The sequence below is a fragment of the Bacteroides sp. 43_46 genome (genome assembly GCF_001915455.1).
Lineage (GTDB): Bacteria > Bacteroidota > Bacteroidia > Bacteroidales > Bacteroidaceae > Bacteroides > Bacteroides caccae.
The window spans coordinates 70,903-87,673 of sequence record NZ_MNQN01000097.1 but is presented as its reverse complement, the minus strand read 5'-3'; the positions used below and the strand labels follow the sequence as shown (position 1 = coordinate 87,673).

Here is a 16,771-nt window from a genome sequence, read left to right as displayed (position 1 = left end):
AGGTGAAATACCTGATAATAGATGTATTCTCTGTGAGAAAGGCTCTTGGGCTTCCGAGTAAGAAGCCCAAGATTGCTTCCGGAGGTAGTGGACAAATACCAAATTTTTTCGTAATTTTGTGCCCATGATATAATAAAATCATGGAGAAACTGATGAACCAGATAAATTCCGTATGCGTATATAGCGCTTCCAGCACTAAAATAGATCCTGTTTACTTTACCGCAGCCGAGACTCTCGGGCGACTGCTTGCCGATCATCATATCCGTTTGATTAATGGTGCCGGCAGTATTGGCCTGATGCGTTCTGTGGCCGATGCGGTGTTGGCGAATGGTGGTGAGGTGACTGGTGTTATTCCTCATTTTATGGTAGAGCAGAACTGGCACCATACAGGCTTGACGGAGCTGGTTGAAGTGGAATCCATGCACGAACGCAAACAGAAAATGGCAGATTTGAGTGATGCGGTGATAGCTTTGCCGGGTGGCTGCGGAACGTTGGAAGAATTGCTTGAAATTATCACCTGGAAACAACTGGGACTCTATCTCAATCCGATTGTGATTCTGAATGTAAACGGGTTCTTTGATCCGTTACTCGAAATGCTTGAAAAAGCAATCGACGAAAACTTTATGCGCCGCCAGCACGGTGATATATGGAAAGTGGCGCAAACGCCGGAGGAAGCTGTGGAACTGCTTTATTCAACGCCTGTATGGGATATCTCCATTCGTAAATTTGCAGCTATATGACGATTGACACTCTCAGCTTCCAGCGCACTACGGATACTCTGTCGCTTTTCCAACAAGGGCAGCTCGGTGGTTCACCGCAATCGACAATAAAGGCGGATAGTGATAGCTTGCAATTGGCACAGATCCATTCTGCGCAGGAAGTCATTTCCGGCTTCGAGGGAACTCCTATCCCCTATTCTCCCCGTACAGATGATGCCATAGCGCTAACCTTGCTGGCTTGTTTCTTCCTTTCTTCCATAGCTTTGGCACGCGGAAAGAAATTTCTTTCCCAGCAAGTAAAAGACTTTGTGCTGCATCGTGAACGGACAAGTATTTTTGATAGTTCTACAGCGGCTGACATGCGTTATCTTCTTGTGCTTGTAGTGCAGACGTGCGTATTGTCGGGGATTACTTTCTTCAACTATTTTCATGATACATCCCCTGCTTTGATGAACTCCGTATCCCCTCTTCTGCTTTTGGGGATTTATGTGGGCTCCTGTCTTGCTTACTTCTTACTGAAATGGTTGCTTTATATGTTTATAGGTTGGACATTCTTTGATAAAAACAGGACAAATATATGGCTGGAATCTTATTCTACGCTCATATATTATGCAGGATTTGCCCTTTTTCCGTTCGTACTCTTTTTAGTTTATTTCGACCTGAGTCTCACCAATTTGCTCATAATTGGAACCATAATTCTAATTTTTGCTAAAATATTGATGTTTTATAAGTGGATAAAGCTTTTTTTTCATCAATTTGGCGCACTTTTCCTATTAATTTTGTACTTTTGCGCTCTTGAAATACTACCTTGTCTGCTACTCTATCAAGGTATGATTCAAATTAACAATATATTGCTAATAAAATTTTAGGACGTTGAAAATTAAAAAAGTACTAGTGTCGCAGCCTAAGCCTGCGTCAGAGAAATCTCCGTTTATCAAGGTTGAAAGTCTTTCGGCGAAAGAATTTCGGCAACAGAAAATTTCGATTCTCGACCACACTGCCGTTATATTCACTTCTCGTCATGCTATCGACCATTTCTTTAATTTGTGTACTGAATTGCGTGTTGCAATTCCGGAAACTATGAAGTATTTCTGTGTGACGGAAGCAGTTGCATTGTATATTCAAAAATATGTGCAGTACCGTAAGCGTAAAATCTTCTTTGGTGCAACGGGAAAGATTGAGGACCTCGTGCCTTCTATCGTAAAGCATAAAACAGAGAAATACCTTGTCCCAATGTCGGACGTACATAATGACGACGTAAAAACACTGCTTGACAAGAACGGCATACAGCATACCGAAGCTGTGATGTATCGCACGGTAAGCAATGACTTTACACCCGACGAAGAATTCGATTATGACATGTTGGTGTTCTTCAGCCCTGCCGGAGTAACTTCTTTGAAGAAGAACTTCCCTGATTTTGACCAGAAAGAAATCAAGATCGGTACGTTCGGTTCTACTACCGCACAGGCTGTACGCGATGCAGGACTCCGTCTGGATCTCGAAGCCCCTACGGTGCAAGCTCCGTCTATGACTGCCGCACTTGACATGTTTATCAAGGAAAACAATAAATAAACAGAGTGGGTATATATACTTTGTGCAAAGCCGAAAGGCTGAATAGTAAAATTCTGATCGGAAAGATGTTTGAAGGCGGTGTTTCGAAGTCGTTTTCCATCTTTCCGATACGCGTTGTATATATGCCTGTCGAACAAGGCGAGGCTCCGGCTTCCATATTGATCAGTGTATCGAAACGCCGCTTCAAGAGGGCGGTGAAGCGCAACCGGGTGAAACGGCAGATACGCGAAGCCTACCGGAAGAATAAATATCTGTTGGTAGACGAGTTGCAACGCCGGGAAAAGCGTTTGGCTATTGCCTTTATCTATCTGTCGGACGAGCTTACTGCTACTGCCGAGCTGGAAGAAAAAATGAAAATAGCGCTTTCGCGTATCTCCGAAAAACTATCCTTATGAAAGCCCATAGCTCCCGGATGTCTGGCATCCGGATGTCCGTCAAAGGATTTTTGAGGAGGGTGTTCTCATTCCTGCTCCTGCTTCCTATCTATTTTTATCGGATTTGCATATCCCCACTTACTCCTCCCTCCTGCCGGTTCACGCCGACTTGCTCGGCATACGCGGTCGAAGCGATAAAGAAACATGGTCCTATTAAGGGTTTTTATCTGGCTGTGAGGCGTATCTTACGGTGTCACCCTTGGGGTGGTTCCGGCTATGATCCTGTACCTTAAACTCCAAAATGTGGAAAATGGAAAGGAATACAAATAATATTCTGGATATTCATACCCATAAAGCAGAACCGGTTTCTGCCGGGAAGGCGATTATTAACCGTAAGTTGGCGACAAATGCTTTGTGCGAAGGATATTTCTATTCTGCCGGTATTCACCCTTGGGATTTGACGGAGTTTGATACGGAGCGTCGATTGGAATGTCTTCGGGAGCAACTTGCAGAAAAACAGTTGGTGGCTGTGGGTGAGGCCGGACTGGATAAGCTGGCTGCTGCTCCGATGCAGCTTCAAGTAGCTGTGTTTAAAGAACAGGTGGAATTGTCGGAAAAGTATGAATTGCCGTTGATTATTCACTGTGTGAAGGCTATGGGCGAACTGCTTGCCTTGAGAAAGGAACGTGCACCGAAACAGCCGTGGATATGGCATGGATTCCGTGGAAAGCCTGAGCAGGCAAAACAATTGTTACAGAAAGGATTCTATCTTTCTTTCGGAATGCATTACTCCAGTGAGGCGATGAATGTAGTGCCTGATAGCCGCTTGTTTTTGGAAACGGATGACAGTCCGGTAGATATTGAAGATGTGTTGCGTGATGCGGCGAAAGTACGTGGTGTGGAGGTAGAAACGTTGCAGGCTATTGTCCGTAAAAATATTCAAGACATCTTTTTTAGGGCGTAAGAGTTGTATCTTCCGAGAAAGAGTCGTACTTTTGCCCCTCACGGGATTGAAATACAATAAAAAACTAATAATAAAAGAGTAATACGATGAATTTTGTAGAAGAATTGAGATGGCGTGGCATGTTGCAGGACATCATGCCGGGAAGGTGACTGCCTATTTGGGTATCGACCCGACTGCCGATTCGCTACACATTGGTCACCTTTGTGGAGTGATGATTCTTCGTCATTTCCAACGCTGCGGTCACAAGCCGTTAGCTTTGATCGGTGGCGCTACGGGCATGATTGGTGACCCTTCAGGCAAATCGGCAGAACGTAACCTGCTGGATGAAGAAACACTGCGTCACAATCAGGCATGCATTAAGAATCAACTGGCCAAGTTCCTCGACTTCGAGTCGGATGTACCTAATCGTGCTGAGTTGGTGAACAACTATGATTGGATGAAAGACTTTACCTTCCTGGATTTTGTTCGCGAAGTAGGTAAACACATCACTGTGAACTATATGATGGCTAAAGACTCAGTAAAGCGTCGTCTGAATGGCGAAGCACGTGACGGACTTTCATTTACCGAGTTCACTTATCAGCTGCTTCAAGGCTACGATTTTCTTCATTTGTATGAGACAAAAGGTTGTAAGCTCCAAATGGGCGGTTCCGATCAATGGGGAAATATTACTACCGGTGCGGAATTGATTCGCCGTACCAACGGAGGTGAGGTGTTTGCGCTGACTTGTCCGTTGATTACAAAAGCCGACGGTGGTAAGTTCGGTAAAACCGAATCCGGAAATATCTGGCTGGATCCCCGTTATACTTCTCCCTACAAATTCTACCAGTTCTGGCTGAACGTAAGTGACTCCGACGCCGAACGTTATATCAAGATCTTCACTTCGATCGAAAAAGAAGAAATCGAGGCATTAATTGCAGAACATCAGGCTGCTCCGCATTTGCGTATTCTTCAGAAACGTCTGGCTAAGGAAGTGACTGTAATGGTTCACTCTGAAGATGATTATAATGCAGCGGTAGATGCATCGAATATCCTGTTCGGCAATGCTACTTCCGAAACTTTGCGCAAGTTGGACGAAGATACTTTGCTGGCTGTATTCGAAGGTGTGCCTCAATTCGAGATTTCTCGTGACGCGTTGACGGGAGGTGTGAAGGCGGTTGATCTATTCGTTGATAATGCGGCTGTATTTGCTTCAAAAGGAGAAATGCGTAAGTTGGTTCAAGGCGGAGGCGTTTCGCTGAATAAAGAGAAATTAGCGGCATTTGACCAGGTAATTACAGCTGCTGACCTGCTCGACGAGAAATATCTGCTTGTTCAGCGTGGTAAAAAGAACTATTATTTGCTGATTGCGAAGTAATAATACGCGATTTGTGAGGTGGCAAAGTAAAAAAGTGAACGAAATATTTGGAGGTTTGCTTGCAAACCTCTATCTTTGCACCGCTTTTTAACAGAAAGCACATAAGTTTGGACTATGGTGTAATGGTAGCACAACAGGTTTTGGTTCTGTTTGTCCAAGTTCGAATCTTGGTAGTCCAACAGAGAAGCCCCGAAAGAGTAATCTTTCGGGGTTTTTCTTTTATGCAGGTCGACTCTGCTGTTATCTGTTTGGTGTACTGCTATTTCTTGTATAGAATATTAACTATTATCTGCTATTGTCCTGTTTGTCTATGGATAAGGTGACTTTCTGCTGCAATAATATCTTTACAACATTATAATAAATGGAGAGAGCGTTTTTAATAACTAATTGGAGAGTTTATTATAAACGGTATCCAAGTTTATTAAAAACGTTTTTCGGCTTCTTTGGCGATAAGAATCGAAGTATTTAAACAAAATGGGAGAAAATCATGACTGACTTTCTCCCATTAGAAGTTTGTGCATATATGGAAATATATGCTGTGGTGGACTGATTATGTCTTTATTTCTGTACGTTTCATGTGCTATTTCTTTTTTTACTGTTTCTCAAAGATACAAAATAAAAAGGCGAAAGTCAATAGCCGGGAGTATTTATTGTTAAAAGAGGATGTTTTTATGAGAGTAGGAGTAACTCTGTTTTTCCCGTTAGGTAAAAAACTACCTCAAATCGTATTATAGTTCGTTAAAAAGATGTACATTGCGTCAAATCTGGACATTTTTGATGGATAATTGGAACAAAATTGTAATGTTAACCCGTTTTCTTTTACTATTTTTGCATCGTGTACGTAAACGATGTACATTTGAGAAAGAGAGCTTATTCAATAACTATAAATAAATAAGGTATGAAAACGAACTATGAAATTCGCTATGCTGCGCATCCCGAAGATGCAAAAAACTATGATACTACAAGAATCCGCAGAGATTTCTTAATCGAAAAGATATTTGTCCCCAATGAAGTGAATATGGTATATTCCATGTACGACCGTATGGTGGTAGGCGGTGCGTTTCCGGTAGGGGAGGTACTGACGCTTGAAGCAATCGATCCGCTGAAAGCTCCGTTCTTCCTGACCCGTCGTGAAATGGGTATTTACAACGTAGGCGGCCCCGGTATCGTGAAGGCAGGCGACGCTGTATTCGAACTTGATTATAAAGAGGCTCTTTATCTGGGTTCGGTCATCCCGCTAAATTCTATTTCAATTCACTGACTGCACATCGCAACTATCCCGACCGCAAAGTGACGAAAGCCGATGCGGTAGTGGCTGAAATGGGCTCTTTGGAAGGCTCCAACCATCGTAATATCAATAAGATGTTGGTGAACCAGGTATTGCCTACCTGCCAGCTCCAAATGGGTATGACCGAGCTTGCTCCGGGCAGCGTATGGAACACGATGCCGGCCCACGTGCACAGCCGTCGTATGGAGGCTTATTTCTATTTCGAAATTCCCGAAGAACACGCTATCTGTCATTTCATGGGTGAAGTAGGCGAGACACGCCACATCTGGATGAAAGGCGATCAGGCGGTGCTCTCTCCCGAATGGTCTATCCATTCGGCTGCGGCTACCCACAATTATACTTTCATCTGGGGTATGGGCGGAGAGAACCTTGATTACGGCGATCAGGACTTCTCATTGATTACAGACTTGAAATAATAAACAACTACAATAGTTTCCTTAATTTAACAACAAAAAAATTATGAATCAGTATTTGAATTTTTCTTTGAAAGGTAAAGTAGCTCTCGTTACAGGTGCTTCTTACGGTATCGGTTTTGCTATCGCATCTGCTTTTGCAGAACAAGGTGCTACTGTTTGTTTTAACGACATCAATCAGGAGTTGGTAGACAAAGGTATGGCTGCATACGCTGCAAAGGGAATTAAGGCTCATGGTTATGTATGCGACGTAACAGACGAACCGGCTGTTCAGGCTATGGTTGCTACTATCGCAAAAGAAGTAGGTACAATTGACATCCTTGTAAATAACGCAGGTATTATCCGCCGTGTTCCTATGCACGAAATGGAAGCTGCTGATTTCCGTAAAGTAATCGACATCGACTTGAATGCTCCGTTTATCGTTTCCAAGGCTGTTTTGCCTGCTATGATGGAAAAGCGTGCCGGTAAGATTATCAACATCTGTTCTATGATGTCTGAGCTGGGTCGTGAAACTGTTTCTGCTTATGCTGCCGCTAAGGGTGGTCTGAAGATGCTGACTCGCAATATCTGCTCTGAATATGGCGAATACAACATCCAGTGTAATGGCATCGGCCCGGGTTACATCGCTACTCCGCAAACTGCTCCTCTTCGTGAGCCGCAGGCAGATGGAAGCCGCCACCCGTTCGATTCATTCATCTGCGCCAAGACACCGGCCGGCCGTTGGCTGGATCCGGAAGAATTGACCGGTCCTGCTGTATTCCTTGCATCAGAAGCTTCTAACGCTGTCAACGGACATGTTCTTTACGTAGACGGTGGTATCCTTGCTTACATCGGAAAACAACCGAAATAATGTAAGATAAATTATATCCGGTAAGGTGATAGAATGGCAAAAGAGCATACTCTTTTCATCTGTCACCTTATTTTTTATTTAATAAGAATCAATCATGAAAAAGATATTTATTCTGTTTGCCGTTGCTTTTATCGGCTTTGCTTCCTGCGTCGAAAGCAAGCAGGTTATGACAGTGACCGTGACCAATCCGCTGGGTTTAGAGCGTGCGGGAGAGATGATTGAAGTGCCGATGAGCGATGTCGTTGCCAAGTTGAAGCTGGCCGATACAGCGCAAATTGTGGTGCTTGACATAGACGGACAGCAAGTTCCGTATCAGGTGACGTATGATGAGAAGGTTGTTTTCCCGGTTACGGTGAAAGCGAATGGTACAGCCACTTATACTATCCAACCGGGCACTCCGGAACCTTTCAACGTAATTGCCTGCGGCAAATATTATTCCGAACGTCTGGACGACGTTGCGTGGGAGAATGACCTGGGCGGTTACCGTGCTTATGGTCCTGCATTGCAGGCAAGAGGTGAACGTGGCTTTGGCTATGACCTTTTTACGAAGTACAATACCACACAGCCAGTTCTTGAAGGTATGTACGCTGAAGAACTCAATAAGGAAAAGCGTGCCAAGATAGCTGAACTGAGAAAAACAGATCCTAAAGCGGCTTCTGAACTGCAAAGAGCCATTTCCTATCATATCGATCACGGTTATGGAATGGACTGTTATGCCGTAGGTCCTACGCTGGGTTGCGGTACGGCTGCTTTGATGCAGGGCGACACGATCATCTATCCATACTGTTATCGCACGCAGGAAATCCTTGATAATGGTCCGTTGCGTTTCACGGTGAAACTGGAATTTAATCCGTTGGTAGTCCGCGGTGATTCTAATGTGATAGAGACGCGTGTGATTACTCTGGATGCGGGTTCGTACCTCAATAAAGCCGTAATCTCTTATACAAACCTGAAAGAGGCAATGCCTGTAACCACCGGAATCGTTCTCCGTGAGCCGGACGGCGTTGTTGCAGCCGATGCGGCGAATGGCTATATTACTTATGTAGATCCTACCACCGACCGCAAGGGAGGAAACGGCAAGATATTCATCGGTGCTGCTTTCCCTGCACAGGTGAAGGAGGCTAAAGTGGTGCTTCTTTCTGAAAAGGAAAAGAAGGAGCGTGGCGGAGCCGACGGTCATGTGTTGGCTATCAGCGAATACGAACCGGGTTCTGAATATACTTATTACTGGGGTTCTGCCTGGAATAAGGGGGCTATCAAAACTGTGGATGTTTGGAATAAATACGTGGCCGAATATGCTCAGAAATTACGTGCTCCGCTGACGGTAGCATATTAGTAGCAAGTTTAAGAACTGAAAATAGCTGAAAAGTGGGGATTCCTGTAACTATATGGGAATTCCCATTGTTTTTTTTAGTAGAAATAATCTGCCGCGTAAGAAGGAATCCGGAGAGGAACGTTTAGTGTATATTTGTTATGAAAGGGGATAACCGATTGATTTAGTTCTAGCAGAACTTGGTACATTGCTGATCGTGAACTTTCCGTCTACATTGGTAGTAGTTCCGATAGCTGTGCCCTTTACTAGTACGGATGCCCCTACAACAGGCTGATTGTCTTCTTCTGAAATGACAACCCCTGTGATTGTTTTAGGTGTTTGGGCAATCGCCAGACCGATTCCTGCTAATAAGCAGGCCAATAACAACACAAATCTTTTTTTCATACGCTCACTAGATATTTGGTTAATATAATAGTTGTCTATTTGCTTGTATGCTTTTTGCAAAAATAAGCACATTTTATTAAAAACAAAACAAAACAATGAAAAATATATCAATTTGTTTGCAAGTTAATTTGAAAGAACTCTAGCGAATTCAATTCTCATGAATCCACGTATATTATGTGCTTATTAACATTTTGTTATTATTAATAAGGTATATGATTATTCTAAGTACCCATAAAACCGGAATATCTTCTAAAAGAACAAGTTTAATTATATCGAAAATTTGCACTTATTATTTTAGGGAATTTAAGACCGGACAATTTGTGATGAGAGTAAATCGTGATGAAAAACATCTACATAATTTCTGAAATACCTTTCCTCAAATATAAAAATAACCAGTTAAAGGTGGCGTATTACTTAATGATAATAAAATAGACATATTGCTGTTATTATGCAATATGATTACAATTATGAGTAACATATATATTCTCGTAAGCGTTCGATATGGAGAAGTATTTTTAATTCCTTGCATTTTTATTCTGTATCCTGTACTTATACCAAAATATTTGCAAACAGAAGGAAGCAAAATAACATTTTGACAGTTATGTTTTAAGTGATTTTATTGACAATTATTCCCGAAATTGTAAAATACAGATGTTACAATATTAAGTTCTGCTAGAACTTTGAAAATCAGCTACATCGGGATGAAAGCGCAAGAAGTATCCATTAAACCGGGGACGATGAAAATCGTTATGCAGCCGGATGCCGAAGTACTGGACGAAGTCGTGGTTACAGGTATGACAAAAGTAGACAAGCGTCTTTTTACTGGTGCGGCCGATCGTTTGACAGCGGCAAGTGTAAAGCTGGATGGTCTGCCTGATATTAGCCGTGGACTGGAAGGCCGGTCTGCCGGCGTATCTGTTCAAAACGTATCCGGTACCTTTGGTACAGCTCCTAAAATCAGGGTTCGTGGTGCCACGTCAATTTATGGTAATTCCAAACCATTGTGGGTAGTAGATGGCGTTATTATGGACGATGTCGTAGAAGTCAGTGCCGATCAATTATCTTCGGGAGATGCGGTTACTTTGATTAGTTCGGCTATTGCGGGGTTGAATGCAGATGACATTGAGAGTTTTCAAATATTGAAAGACGGTTCGGCAACTTCTATTTACGGAGCGCGTGCAATGTCGGGTGTGATTGTTGTTACTACTAAGCAGGGTAAGGCGGGTACAAGTAGGTTGAGTTACACGGGTGAGTTTACTATGCGGATGAAGCCGTCTTACCGTAACTTTAACCTGATGAATTCTCAAGACCAAATGGGAATTTATAAAGAAATGCGTGATAAAGGTGATTTGAACTTTGCCAGCGTGTATCGTGCTTCCAATAGTGGTGTGTATGGGAAAATGTATCAGTTGAATAACTGGTATGACAAAACCAACGGAATGTATGGTCTTGCTCAAACTCCTGAAGCTCAGAATGCTTATCTGCGCGAAGCCGAATATAGAAATACCGATTGGTTCGACTTGCTTTTCAGTAATGCCATTATGATGAATCACTCCGTCAGTTATGCTACCGGTACGGAGAAATCCACTTCTTATGTCTCAGTAAGTGCCATGGTCGATCCCGGCTGGATGTTGCAAAATAAGGTGCAACGATACACGGCTAATTTGAATAATAGTTATAAGATAGTCAAAGACTTGTCGCTCAACGTGATTGCCAATGCTTCTTATCGTCAGCAGAAAGCTCCGGGAACATTGGGACAGAGTTCTGATGCAGCTTCCGGCACAGTGAGCCGTGGATTTGATATCAATCCTTATAGTTATGCTCTGAACACTTCCAGAACCCTTGATCCGAACGAGTATTATATGCGTAACTATTCTGATTTTAATATTTTCAACGAACTGAATGCCAACAATATCTCTTTGGACGTTATCGATTTGAAGTTTCAGGCGGAATTGAAATGGAAACTTTTCCGCAAACTGGAACTGAGCGCTTTAGGCGCCTTGAAGTATTCCGCCACATCACAAGAGCACAAAATACGCGAAAACTCAAACCAGGCATTGGCATACCGGGCTATGGGAGATGGCACGATTATCAACCGTAACTCATGGCTGTATAAAGGTCCGGATGATCCTTATGCACTTCCGGTGTCTATCTTGCCTAAGGGAGGTTTTTATAATACAGCGCAATATAAGATGCTGAGCTATGACTTCCGTGCTGCTGCTTCATATAATGATGTGTTTAATGATACGCATATTGTCAACGTTTATGCAGGTATGGAATCGAATGCTCAAAATCGTACGGCAAATAGCTTTGACGGCTGGGGGATGCAGTATGAAAACGGTGAAATTCCTTTCTTTGATTACCTTGCTTTCAAGAAACTGCGCGAGGGTAATACAAACTATTATGACCTTACTAATACCAAGAAACGTAACGTAGCTTTCTTCGGAACTGCCACTTACTCATATAAGGGACGGTATATCATTACAGGCACAGGTCGTTATGAAGGCTCCAACCGTTTGGGAAAGTCACGCTCTGCCCGCTGGTTGCCTACTTGGAATATTGCCGGTGCATGGAATATGCATGAAGAGGAGTTTTTCAAGAAACTAGAACCTGCTTTATCTCATTTTACATTGAAAGCCTCGTATAGTTTGACGGCTGATGTAGGTCCGAGTAATGTGTCAAACTCCAAGATTATTATTAACAGCTATACCCCTTGGCGTCCGTCGGCAGGTGTTTCTGAATCGGGATTACAGATTGTAGATCTTGAAAACAGTGATTTGACCTACGAAAAGAAGCATGAGATGAATATCGGTTTGGATATGGGATTTCTTGACAACCGTATCAATCTTGAAGCTGCGTGGTACAAACGTGATAATTATGATTTGATCGGTGCAATTACAACTCAAGGTGTCGGTGGATCGGTAGAACGTATGGCAAACGTAGCTTCTATGAAGTCCCATGGCTTTGAATTTACTCTCTCTACCCGCAATATCGAAAGCCGTAACTTCCAATGGTCTACCGATTTCATATTCGGATATAATAAGACGGAAGTAACCGATTTCAAGTCACGTTCGCGTGTATTCGACTTGATCTCCGGCGTTGGGTTTGCCCGTGAAGGTTATCCGGTGCGCGGTTTGTTTTCTATTCCGTTCGAAGGATTGGATTCGGATGGCTTTCCGATATTCAGTTTTAACGGAAAAACCGTAACGAAAGCAAACTATGGCAGTCTGAACCTGCAACAATCGACAGATGTGGATTTCCTTAAATATGAAGGTCCTACCGATCCGACTATAACAGGAAGTATTGGTAATATCTTTACCTATAAGAATTTCCGCTTAAATGTATTTGTCACTTACTCCGGTGGTAACAAAGTCCGCTTGGACCCGATGTTCCGTTCGTCGTATAGTGACTTGGATGCCACTCCGAAAGATTTCAAGAACCGTTGGGTGTTGCCGGGTGATGAAAAGGTGACGGACATCCCTGTAATGGCCAGTTCTTTTGAACGCAATCAATATGCGAACCTGAGTATTGCCTACAACTCGTATAACTATTCTACTGCACGCATTGCCAGTGGTGCTTTCGTCCGCTTGAAAGAGGTTTCTCTTTCTTATGATTTTCCGAAAGAATGGCTGAAGTCTACCCCTATCAGTAGTGTCGGATTGAAAATACAGGGTACGAACCTTGCCCTGCTTTATGCAGACTCGAAATTGAATGGGCAGGACCCCGAATTCTTCCGTTCCGGTGGTGTGTCGGCACCTGTGCCCAAGCAGTTTACTTTGACATTGAAAGTTGGATTTTAAATAGTTGAAAGCGTATGAAAACAAGAAATAAAATAATATTATTGCTGGCACTCGCATTGACGTGCATGATTACTTCATGTGAAAGTTATCTGGATACCATGCCCGATCAGCGTACGGAATTGAACTCTGTGAGAAAAGTGAAAGATTTGCTGATGTCTGCCTATTCTACAGCTTCATCCATACAAATGGAAGAATTTATGTCGGACAACCGTATGGACAATGGAGAAAAATATGGTTTTCCTTCCAATATACTGATGCAGGGTTACTATTGGGAAGAAATGACCGATATTAATCAAGATACGCCAAGGTATTTATGGAATGGATGTTATAGTGCGATTGCTGCTGCTAACCAGGCATTGCAGGCGATTGAAGAACTGGGAGATCCGGAGGAGGCGCAGCCTTATAAGGGGGAAGCGCTGATGTGTCGTGCCTATGGGCATTTTGCTTTAGCCAAAATATTCTGTATGGCTTATGGGGATGATGCAGATACTAATCTGGGAATACCCTATATCACTGCTCCCGAAACAAATGTCGGTGTACAATATGAGCGTGGTACATTGGCAGAGACGTATGCCATGATTGATAAAGATATTGAAGAAGGATTACCGCTGATTAGTTCCGAGGCCTATGATATTCCCTTATATCACTTCAATCAGAATGCAGCCTATGCTTTTGCCGCACAATTCAATTTGTTTTATAATAAGTTCGACAAGGCGATTCGTTATGCTACGGAGGCTATTGGTGAGGACCCGTCATCTGTGTTGAGAAATATGGGAGGATATGCTCAATTTCCCAGTTCTATGGAATATACGCTGGCATACATTAGTAGCGACGAACCGGCTAATCTGATGTTACAGCAAACGATGTCATGGTGGGGGAGTAACTATAAATCGGCTTATCGCTACGGTCATAGCCGTGAGATTTGTGAGAAACAGACTATCTGGTCGAAGGGGCCTTATGGTAGTTTGAAAGTATATGAAACAGTCTTGGGATATGGTGACCAGTCTATTTTTGTTCCTAAAATGGACCAGTTTAAAGAGATTGCCAATGCCATTACAGGTAGTTATTATGGACGTCAGGTTGCGTTTGCTTTTACCACTGATAAGACATTGTTGAATCGTGCTGAGGCTTATGTGCTCTCTAAGCAATATGATAAGGCAGTGAACGATTTACAGTATTGGTATCGTATTAAGGCGGCTACTAAAGTACCCGACAAAGATGAACTGAATCTTTTTTATGAGACAGTAGATCCTACGACTAACGGTAAACCACTTGATCCCAAGTTTGCTCTGGAAGCAGGATTACAGACAAATTTGCTGAAAGCAGTCATTCATGCCCGTCGTATTGAGACGGTGCACGAAGGGGAAAGGTGGCAGGATATTAAGCGTTTCGGTATTGAGATTTCCCATAATATAGAGAACGAATCTCCTATTGTGCTGAAAGCCCACGACCTCCGTAAAGCTGTTCAAATTCCGGCGTCTGTCGTAGAGGCTGGTATGCAGCCTAATCCAAGATAGTTTAATGTTAGATAATAAAGAATTGATTATGAAAAATTGGTATATATATTTGCTTTGTATTCTGGTGAGCAGCAACTTCTTCGCCTGCCAGGACGATGACTTGGAAGACCAGAGTATTTTTGATGCATCAGAGAAAGAAAAGAGTGAGTTTGACCGCTGGTTACTCGAAAACTACGTCAATCCCTATAACATCGACTTTAAATACAGAATGGAACATATTGAATCCGATTATACGCACAATCTTGTACCTACGGACTTTTGGTTGAGTGTGAAATTGGCGAAGATAGTGAAACATTGCTGGCTGGAGGCCTATGATGAAGTGGGAGGTCTTGATTTTACACGTGCTTGTGCTCCGAAAGTTATTCATCTTATAGGTTCTGCTTCGTGGGATAAGGGGACGTATACACTGGGAACTGCCGAAGGCGGACTGAAAGTGACTTTGTATATGGGTAACTGGCTGGATTTGACGAATGTCGACCGCATGAATGAATATTACTTCAAGGTGATGCATCATGAGTTTGCCCACATTCTGCATCAGAAAAAAAATTATCCGGTAGATTATGATAAGATTAGTGCAGGTAATTATACACCTACCGGTTGGCAGAACCGTAAATTGGCAGAGGTCGCTCCTTTGGGATTTGTCACACCGTATGCCGGTAGTAAACCGAGTGAGGATATTGCTGAAGTGACAGCCTGTTTCCTGACTTATCCGGAAGCACAGTGGGAAAATGTTATGACTCTGGCTGGAGAAAAAGGTAAACCGATCATTGACCAAAAGCTGGCAATGGTGAAGAAGTATATGAAAGATTCCTGGCAAGTGGACCTTGATCTGCTTCGCAAAGTGATTGCACGTCGTACTAATGAGATTAGTGAACTGGATTTGGATCATATTTATTAAAACAAACGCTGAGAATATGAAAAAACTGATTTATACTTTACTGGCATTTGCCACTGTCTGCTTTTCGTGTGTGCAGGATGTAGATGATGTATACGATAAACCTGTTGCCCAGCGGGTAGAAGAAGCCGTTCAAGAATATCATGATTTGCTGGTAAGTTCCGAGCACGGGTGGTTAATGGAGTATTATCCGCATTCTTCGCAGATATATGGTGGTTTCAACTACATTATGAAGTTTAAAGGAGGGGATAAAGTGACTATTTCTACTGACGCTTTTGGGAAACCGGAGGAAACGGAAGAGAGCCTTTTTTCTATTAAGAAGGATATCGGACCGACCCTTAACTTTGACACTTATAATAGCTTGTTCCATTATTTCTCTGATTCGGATATATCCGGAGGAGCAGGAACGGGCAAAGGGTATGAGGGTGATTATGAATTTCTTTTGCGCTCGCATACTGAGAATGAGATTGTCCTTCGAGGGAAGAAAACGAAAAATATAATTCGTATGACCCGTCTGGCGGAAGATGCTACACCTTATCTGGCTGCTGCTATCCGAGTGGATGAAGAAATGAACCGTTTGGAAGGGGTATTGGGGTTCAGTGGCATGATGAATGGGAAAGAACTGGCTCTGCTTTATACGGATTCCCATACATTTAATGTGGTATATGACGGACAGAAAACGTCTACTTCTTTCATGCCGACGGCGACAGGAATACAGTTTTATCTTCCGGTGGAAGTTGGTGGCAAAGAGCTGCACCGCTTTACTTGGTCGGCTGCAAATGAAACACTGGTAGCTGAAAATGCTCCGGATGTTGTGTTGAAAGTGGATTATGATCCGGAATATATCATTTACGCGCAATATTTGGGTAAGTATACGATGAATTACCGACGTGGTGAGAATACTCCTGTATTGTCTCTGGAAATCGAGTTAGTGAAGAAAGAGGATATGAAAAGTTATACAATTAAAGGTATGTTGCCGATTGATCTGACAATGATTTATAATAAGGCAGAACGGCGTATGGAGCTCCTGAATCAGAAGTTGACGGACGGTAGTGAAGCTTATTTGAGCATTTGGATGGTGAATCCCGGAAGCCTGACGTATGGAGGAACTGATTTTGTGAATGGTATGTACGGCAAACTGAAAGAAGGTTCTGACAACGAATATGAGTTTGTAGACGACGGAAGGAAAGCTGATTTTGTAACTCGCGGTATGATTCTGTGGAGCAAGGCGGGTGAATATAAGGCTTATGCCGAATCTCGTTTTGCATTTATCACTCTTGTTAAACATGAATAAAAAAAGGAATGACT

13 protein-coding genes, 1 tRNA gene and 2 pseudogenes are annotated in these 16,771 nt (G+C 42.9%); 15 read left to right on the top strand and 1 reads right to left on the bottom strand.

Annotated elements, in window-relative coordinates; all coding sequences use genetic code 11:
* The first annotated feature begins 152 nt into the window (after nt 1–152).
* The 11 genes and pseudogenes from BHV72_RS07865 to BHV72_RS07815 all read left to right on the top strand — a co-directional run bounded on the left by BHV72_RS07865 (nt 153) and on the right by BHV72_RS07815 (nt 8,870).
* Complete coding sequence (locus BHV72_RS07865; RefSeq protein ID WP_005682538.1) at nt 153–740, top strand: LOG family protein; 588 nt, start codon at nt 153–155, stop codon at nt 738–740.
* Nucleotides 737–1,588, top strand: coding sequence for a DUF4271 domain-containing protein (locus BHV72_RS07860; RefSeq protein WP_182317089.1), 852 nt, complete (start codon nt 737–739; stop codon nt 1,586–1,588). The genes BHV72_RS07865 and BHV72_RS07860 overlap by 4 nt, the downstream gene beginning before the upstream one ends.
* 4 nt (nt 1,589–1,592) lie before the next feature.
* The gene (locus BHV72_RS07855) at nt 1,593–2,291 is read left to right on the top strand and encodes a uroporphyrinogen-III synthase (protein WP_286855554.1); all 699 of its coding nucleotides are present in this window, start codon (nt 1,593–1,595) and stop codon (nt 2,289–2,291) included.
* Between the two features lie 5 nt (nt 2,292–2,296).
* The gene (gene rnpA, locus BHV72_RS07850) at nt 2,297–2,686 is read left to right on the top strand and encodes a ribonuclease P protein component (RefSeq protein WP_032838430.1); all 390 of its coding nucleotides are present in this window, start codon (nt 2,297–2,299) and stop codon (nt 2,684–2,686) included.
* Between the two features lie 32 nt (nt 2,687–2,718).
* On the top strand, nt 2,719–2,958 hold the full coding sequence (gene yidD / locus BHV72_RS07845; RefSeq protein WP_369894050.1) for a membrane protein insertion efficiency factor YidD: 240 nt from the start codon (nt 2,719–2,721) through the stop codon (nt 2,956–2,958).
* Nucleotides 2,959–2,975: 17 nt separating this feature from the next.
* Nucleotides 2,976–3,629 (top strand): TatD family hydrolase, encoded by a 654-nt coding sequence (locus BHV72_RS07840; RefSeq protein ID WP_055170193.1) that lies wholly within the window; start codon nt 2,976–2,978, stop codon nt 3,627–3,629.
* 86 nt (nt 3,630–3,715) lie between these two features.
* A pseudogene (tyrS, locus tag BHV72_RS07835) lies at nt 3,716–4,983 on the top strand (tyrosine--tRNA ligase).
* Between the two features lie 108 nt (nt 4,984–5,091).
* Nucleotides 5,092–5,162 (top strand) — tRNA-Gln (locus BHV72_RS07830).
* A gap of 719 nt (nt 5,163–5,881) precedes the next feature.
* Nucleotides 5,882–6,687: pseudogene (gene kduI, locus BHV72_RS07825) on the top strand (5-dehydro-4-deoxy-D-glucuronate isomerase).
* A gap of 43 nt (nt 6,688–6,730) precedes the next feature.
* On the top strand, nt 6,731–7,534 hold the full coding sequence (locus BHV72_RS07820) for a gluconate 5-dehydrogenase (RefSeq protein WP_005676841.1): 804 nt from the start codon (nt 6,731–6,733) through the stop codon (nt 7,532–7,534).
* Between the two features lie 94 nt (nt 7,535–7,628).
* The gene (locus BHV72_RS07815; protein WP_055169811.1) at nt 7,629–8,870 is read left to right on the top strand and encodes a BT3233 family polysaccharide utilization protein; all 1,242 of its coding nucleotides are present in this window, start codon (nt 7,629–7,631) and stop codon (nt 8,868–8,870) included.
* Nucleotides 8,871–9,005: 135 nt separating this feature from the next.
* Here the strand turns inward: BHV72_RS07815 and BHV72_RS07810 are convergent, their stop codons facing one another.
* On the bottom strand, nt 9,006–9,251 hold the full coding sequence (locus BHV72_RS07810; protein ID WP_005676844.1) for a carboxypeptidase-like regulatory domain-containing protein: 246 nt from the start codon (nt 9,249–9,251) through the stop codon (nt 9,006–9,008).
* Nucleotides 9,252–9,931: 680 nt separating this feature from the next.
* Between BHV72_RS07810 and BHV72_RS07805 the strand changes: the two genes are divergently transcribed.
* The 4 genes from BHV72_RS07805 to BHV72_RS07790 are packed head-to-tail and all read left to right on the top strand — an operon-like array spanning nt 9,932 to nt 16,757.
* Nucleotides 9,932–13,051, top strand: coding sequence for a SusC/RagA family TonB-linked outer membrane protein (locus tag BHV72_RS07805; protein WP_286855553.1), 3,120 nt, complete (start codon nt 9,932–9,934; stop codon nt 13,049–13,051).
* A 14-nt stretch (nt 13,052–13,065) separates the two neighbouring features.
* Nucleotides 13,066–14,568, top strand: coding sequence for a RagB/SusD family nutrient uptake outer membrane protein (locus tag BHV72_RS07800; RefSeq protein WP_005676846.1), 1,503 nt, complete (start codon nt 13,066–13,068; stop codon nt 14,566–14,568).
* 28 nt (nt 14,569–14,596) lie between these two features.
* Nucleotides 14,597–15,466, top strand: coding sequence for a zinc-binding metallopeptidase (locus BHV72_RS07795; RefSeq protein WP_032838487.1), 870 nt, complete (start codon nt 14,597–14,599; stop codon nt 15,464–15,466).
* 16 nt (nt 15,467–15,482) lie between these two features.
* Nucleotides 15,483–16,757 (top strand): DUF4302 domain-containing protein, encoded by a 1,275-nt coding sequence (locus BHV72_RS07790; RefSeq protein ID WP_022043199.1) that lies wholly within the window; start codon nt 15,483–15,485, stop codon nt 16,755–16,757.
* Nucleotides 16,758–16,771 lie beyond the last annotated feature (14 nt).

Excerpts from the sequence above, each read along its gene's own strand:
- BHV72_RS07865 (WP_005682538.1), top strand. The coding sequence starts at position 153 with ATGAACCAGATAAATTCCGTATGCGTATATAGCGCTTCCAGCACTAAA.
- BHV72_RS07860 (WP_182317089.1), top strand. The coding sequence starts at position 737 with ATGACGATTGACACTCTCAGCTTCCAGCGCACTACGGATACTCTGTCG.
- yidD (WP_369894050.1), top strand. The coding sequence starts at position 2,719 with ATGTCCGTCAAAGGATTTTTGAGGAGGGTGTTCTCATTCCTGCTCCTG.
- BHV72_RS07840 (WP_055170193.1), top strand. The coding sequence starts at position 2,976 with ATGGAAAGGAATACAAATAATATTCTGGATATTCATACCCATAAAGCA.
- BHV72_RS07820 (WP_005676841.1), top strand. The coding sequence starts at position 6,731 with ATGAATCAGTATTTGAATTTTTCTTTGAAAGGTAAAGTAGCTCTCGTT.
- BHV72_RS07815 (WP_055169811.1), top strand. The coding sequence starts at position 7,629 with ATGAAAAAGATATTTATTCTGTTTGCCGTTGCTTTTATCGGCTTTGCT.
- BHV72_RS07810 (WP_005676844.1), bottom strand. The coding sequence starts at position 9,251 with ATGAAAAAAAGATTTGTGTTGTTATTGGCCTGCTTATTAGCAGGAATC.
- BHV72_RS07800 (WP_005676846.1), top strand. The coding sequence starts at position 13,066 with ATGAAAACAAGAAATAAAATAATATTATTGCTGGCACTCGCATTGACG.
- BHV72_RS07795 (WP_032838487.1), top strand. The coding sequence starts at position 14,597 with ATGAAAAATTGGTATATATATTTGCTTTGTATTCTGGTGAGCAGCAAC.
- BHV72_RS07790 (WP_022043199.1), top strand. The coding sequence starts at position 15,483 with ATGAAAAAACTGATTTATACTTTACTGGCATTTGCCACTGTCTGCTTT.